3 protein-coding genes and 1 pseudogene are annotated in these 3,468 nt (G+C 67.4%); 3 read left to right on the forward strand and 1 reads right to left on the reverse strand.

Translation table 11 applies throughout. From position 1 onward, the window contains the following. The first annotated feature begins 168 nt into the window (after positions 1 to 168). On the forward strand, positions 169 to 1,512 hold the full coding sequence (locus QAR72_RS15535; RefSeq protein WP_304618284.1) for a S41 family peptidase: 1,344 nt from the start codon (positions 169 to 171) through the stop codon (positions 1,510 to 1,512). Positions 1,513 to 1,550: 38 nt separating this feature from the next. Continuing rightward, positions 1,551 to 2,030, forward strand: coding sequence for an RNA pyrophosphohydrolase (locus tag QAR72_RS15540; protein WP_304618285.1), 480 nt, complete (start codon positions 1,551 to 1,553; stop codon positions 2,028 to 2,030). On the opposite strand, the gene QAR72_RS15545 is transcribed toward QAR72_RS15540, so the two are convergent. After that, positions 2,027 to 2,566 carry a hypothetical protein gene (locus tag QAR72_RS15545; RefSeq protein WP_304618286.1) on the reverse strand — a complete coding sequence of 180 codons (540 nt, stop codon included), beginning with the start codon at positions 2,564 to 2,566 and terminating at the stop codon, positions 2,027 to 2,029. The two genes, QAR72_RS15540 and QAR72_RS15545, sit on opposite strands and share 4 nt — an antisense overlap. A 289-nt stretch (positions 2,567 to 2,855) precedes the next feature. Between QAR72_RS15545 and QAR72_RS15550 the strand changes: the two are divergent. After that, a pseudogene (locus tag QAR72_RS15550) lies at positions 2,856 to 3,468 on the forward strand (adenylyltransferase); the annotation flags it as partial.

Below are 3,468 nucleotides of genomic sequence, written 5' to 3' on the forward strand. Positions count from 1 at the left end.
GGGCTCATGGGCGGCCAGGCGCCCGCCTCGGAGGAATTCATGGCCCCGCCCGCAGATGGCTCTGGCGGGCGCGACAGGGAAACGCTTTATATGGAACTGAGACAGGGCGCCCAGCCCGTGAACCCGCTGCCCTGGTTCACCGCAACCGCCCGCACAGAGGACTGACGCATGAAGAAAACCCTGATGGCCGCTCTGGCCGGGACGGTCGCCGGTGTCATCGTGACCACCCAGCTCGCCGGCCCCCTGATCGCGCAAGAGGCGCGGGGCGGATCGGTCTACGAACAGCTCGACCTCTTCGGCGACATCTTCGAGCGCATCCGCGCCCAGTATGTCGAGGAAGTCTCAAGCGAGGATCTGGTCACCGCCGCGATCAACGGGATGCTCACCTCGCTGGATCCCCATTCCAGCTATCTTTCGGCCAAGGACTTCGAGGACATGCAGGTCCAGGCCAAGGGCGAATTCGGCGGCCTTGGCATCGAGGTCACGCAGGAGGAAGGCTTCATCAAGGTCATCGCGCCGATGGATGACACCCCTGCCGACAAGGCGGGCATCCTGGCGGGCGACTTCATCACCCATGTCGATGGCGAGTCGATCCTGGGTCTGATGCTGGACGAGGCGGTGGACAAGATGCGTGGCCCGGTCGGGTCCGAGATCATCATCACCGTCGTCCGCGAAGGCGTGCCCGAACCCTTCGACGTCTCGATCATCCGCGACACGATCAAGCTGACCGCCGTGCGCGGCCGGACGGTCGGGAACACAGTCGTCCTGCGCATCACCACCTTCAACGACCAGACCACCAGCGGCCTGGTCGAGGCCCTGAACAAGGCCGTCGAAGAACTGGGCGGCAAGGACAATGTCGACGGCGTCGTCCTTGACATGCGCAACAACCCCGGCGGCCTGCTGAACGAGGCGATCTCGGTCTCGGACGCCTTCCTCGAGAAGGGCGAGATCGTCTCGACCCGGGGCCGGCAGGCCGGCAGCGGCGAGCGCTACAATGCAAGGCCGGGCGATCTGACCGACGGCAAGCCGATCGTGGTGCTGATCAACGGCGGTTCGGCCTCGGCGTCGGAAATCGTCGCGGGCGCCCTGCAGGACCATCGGCGGGCCATCGTGGTGGGCACCAAGAGCTTTGGCAAGGGCTCGGTCCAGACGCTGATCCCGCTGCGCGGCGACGGGGCGATGCGGCTGACCACCTCGCGCTACTACACGCCCTCGGGCCGCTCGATCCAGGCGCTTGGCATCTCGCCCGACATCGTGGTCCAGCAGCCACGGCCGGTGCCTGCCGACCAGGCGGCGGAAGGGCAGACCTCCTCGGCGGTGCGTGAGCGGTCCGAAGCCAACCTTCGCGGTGCGATCACCAACGATTCGATGACGGATGAGGAAAAGCGGCTGTATGAGGAGGAACTCGCCCGGGCCGAGGAATCGGCCAAGCTGCGGGACGAGGATTACCAGCTTGCCTATGCCGTCGACATCATCAAGGGCCTGACGGCCATCGCTCCGCAACAGCCCTGACCAAGGAAGGGGGCGGCCCGCCCGCCCCCGCGTGACCCATGACCCAGCCGGACAGCCTGCCCTATCGCCCCTGTGTCGGGGTCGTCCTGATCGACGCCCGCGGCCTTGTCTTCGCCGGGCAGCGGATCGACAGCCCCACCCCCGCCTGGCAGATGCCGCAGGGCGGGATCGACGAAGGCGAAAAGCCGCGCGAGGCCGCCTATCGCGAGCTGTGGGAGGAAACCGGCGTCACCCGCGACCTGGTGGAATTCGTGGGCAAGACCCACGGCTGGGTGACATATGACCTGCCGCCCGAGCTTCTGGGGAAGGTCTGGGGCGGCAAGTATCGCGGGCAGAAGCAGAAATGGTTCCTGTTCCGCTTCAAGGGCCAGGACGGCGATATCAGGATCGCGACCGAGCACCCGGAGTTTTCGACCTGGCGCTGGATCCTGGCGGACGAGATGCTGGAAAGCATCGTCCCCTTCAAGCGCGCGGTCTATGCTGACGTGATCCGCAGCTTCCGCGCCTATCTGGCCTAATAGCGCGTCCGCGACCGCTCGCGCGAGGGAAGCTCACCGGCATGGTCCAGCGCGCCGGACGGTGCCACGTTGCGCGCGGTCCGGGCCATCTGCGCCTTGCCGGAGCTGCTGTCGGGATCGTGTGGATGCAGCGGGCTGCCGTCCTCGGCCATGGCGCTGGGAGCGGGGCCGCCGGCCTTCATCTCCTGCGCCTTGCGGGCCAGCTCGGCCTGGCTTGGCGCGTTGCGGCGGTCCTGTTCCTGCATCGCGCGGTCCAGCGCGGCATCCAGATAGTCGTGCTTGCTCAGCATCCCCGCATTCCCGCGCGAGGCGGTGACACCTGCCGGATCGACCTTGGCCCGCGCCTCGCGCGACTGCCGGTCCGAAAGATCCCGCGCCCGGTTGCGCCGGTCGCGCAGGCGCTGGATGACCTGCGTCAGCTCGCCATCACCAAGCCCGGACAGCCGCGGCGGCCGGGTCATGTCGGCCAGGCCCAGCTCCTCGGCATCCAGCGCGCGGCGCTCCTCGGGGGTGGCGATCTCGTTTGTGCGGGTCATCCTTGCCTCCTTCTTGCTGTGGAAAGTCAACGTTTCCGCCTTTTGCCCGTTCCCCCGCAGCCGTTCACAGCCGCGTGGCCGATGCGTTTCGTCCATCGCGGGCCGTCCCCGGCGGTCTGGCGTTCGCGGCCCGCGACCCATGGCGGAACTTCTGCCCGATGGCTTGCCAAGCCTTGGCATTTCCGCCTTTTCTGAACGGCTTGTCCCTGCGGTCGCTTGAATCCGGCCCCGTTCCCGCGCTACGGACCCGCGCACTTGGCGGCCCCTGCCCGCGCTGAAAGGTTATCCCATGTCCCTGTCGAACCATGCCCCGATCCCCGAGCTTTACGTCTCGTCCGAGTCCGCCCAGAAGCTGAAGGTCGAGGCCGCGCAGCTGCCCTCCTGGGACCTGACCCCGCGCCAGATCTGCGACCTCGAGCTTCTGATGAACGGCGGCTTCGCGCCGCTGAAAGGCTTCCTGTCGCAGGCCGACTATGACGGCGTGGTCAAGGACATGCGGCTGGCGGACGGCACGCTCTGGCCGATGCCGATCACTCTGGACGTGTCGGAGGCCTTCGCCGAGAAGGTCGCGCCTGGCCAGGACATCGCGCTGCGCGACCAGGAGGGCGTGATCCTCGCCATCCTGTCGATCAGCGACAAATGGGTGCCGAACAAGTCGGTCGAGGCCGAGGGCGTCTTCGGCGCCGACGACCTTGCGCATCCGGCGGTGAACTACCTGCACAACACGGCCGGCAAGGTCTATCTCGGCGGCCCGGTGACCGGGATCCAGCAGCCTGTCCACTATGACTTCAAGGCCCGCCGCGACACGCCGAACGAACTGCGCGCGCTGTTCCGCAAGCTGGGCTGGCGCAAGGTCGTGGCCTTCCAGACCCGCAACCCGCTCCACCGCGCGCACCAGGAAC

Source organism: Paracoccus sp. (in: a-proteobacteria) (genome assembly GCF_030604785.1).
Taxonomy (GTDB): domain Bacteria; phylum Pseudomonadota; class Alphaproteobacteria; order Rhodobacterales; family Rhodobacteraceae; genus Paracoccus.

Excerpts from the sequence above, each read along its gene's own strand:
- QAR72_RS15535 (WP_304618284.1), top strand. The coding sequence starts at position 169 with ATGAAGAAAACCCTGATGGCCGCTCTGGCCGGGACGGTCGCCGGTGTC.
- QAR72_RS15545 (WP_304618286.1), bottom strand. The coding sequence starts at position 2,566 with ATGACCCGCACAAACGAGATCGCCACCCCCGAGGAGCGCCGCGCGCTG.
- QAR72_RS15540 (WP_304618285.1), top strand. The coding sequence starts at position 1,551 with ATGACCCAGCCGGACAGCCTGCCCTATCGCCCCTGTGTCGGGGTCGTC.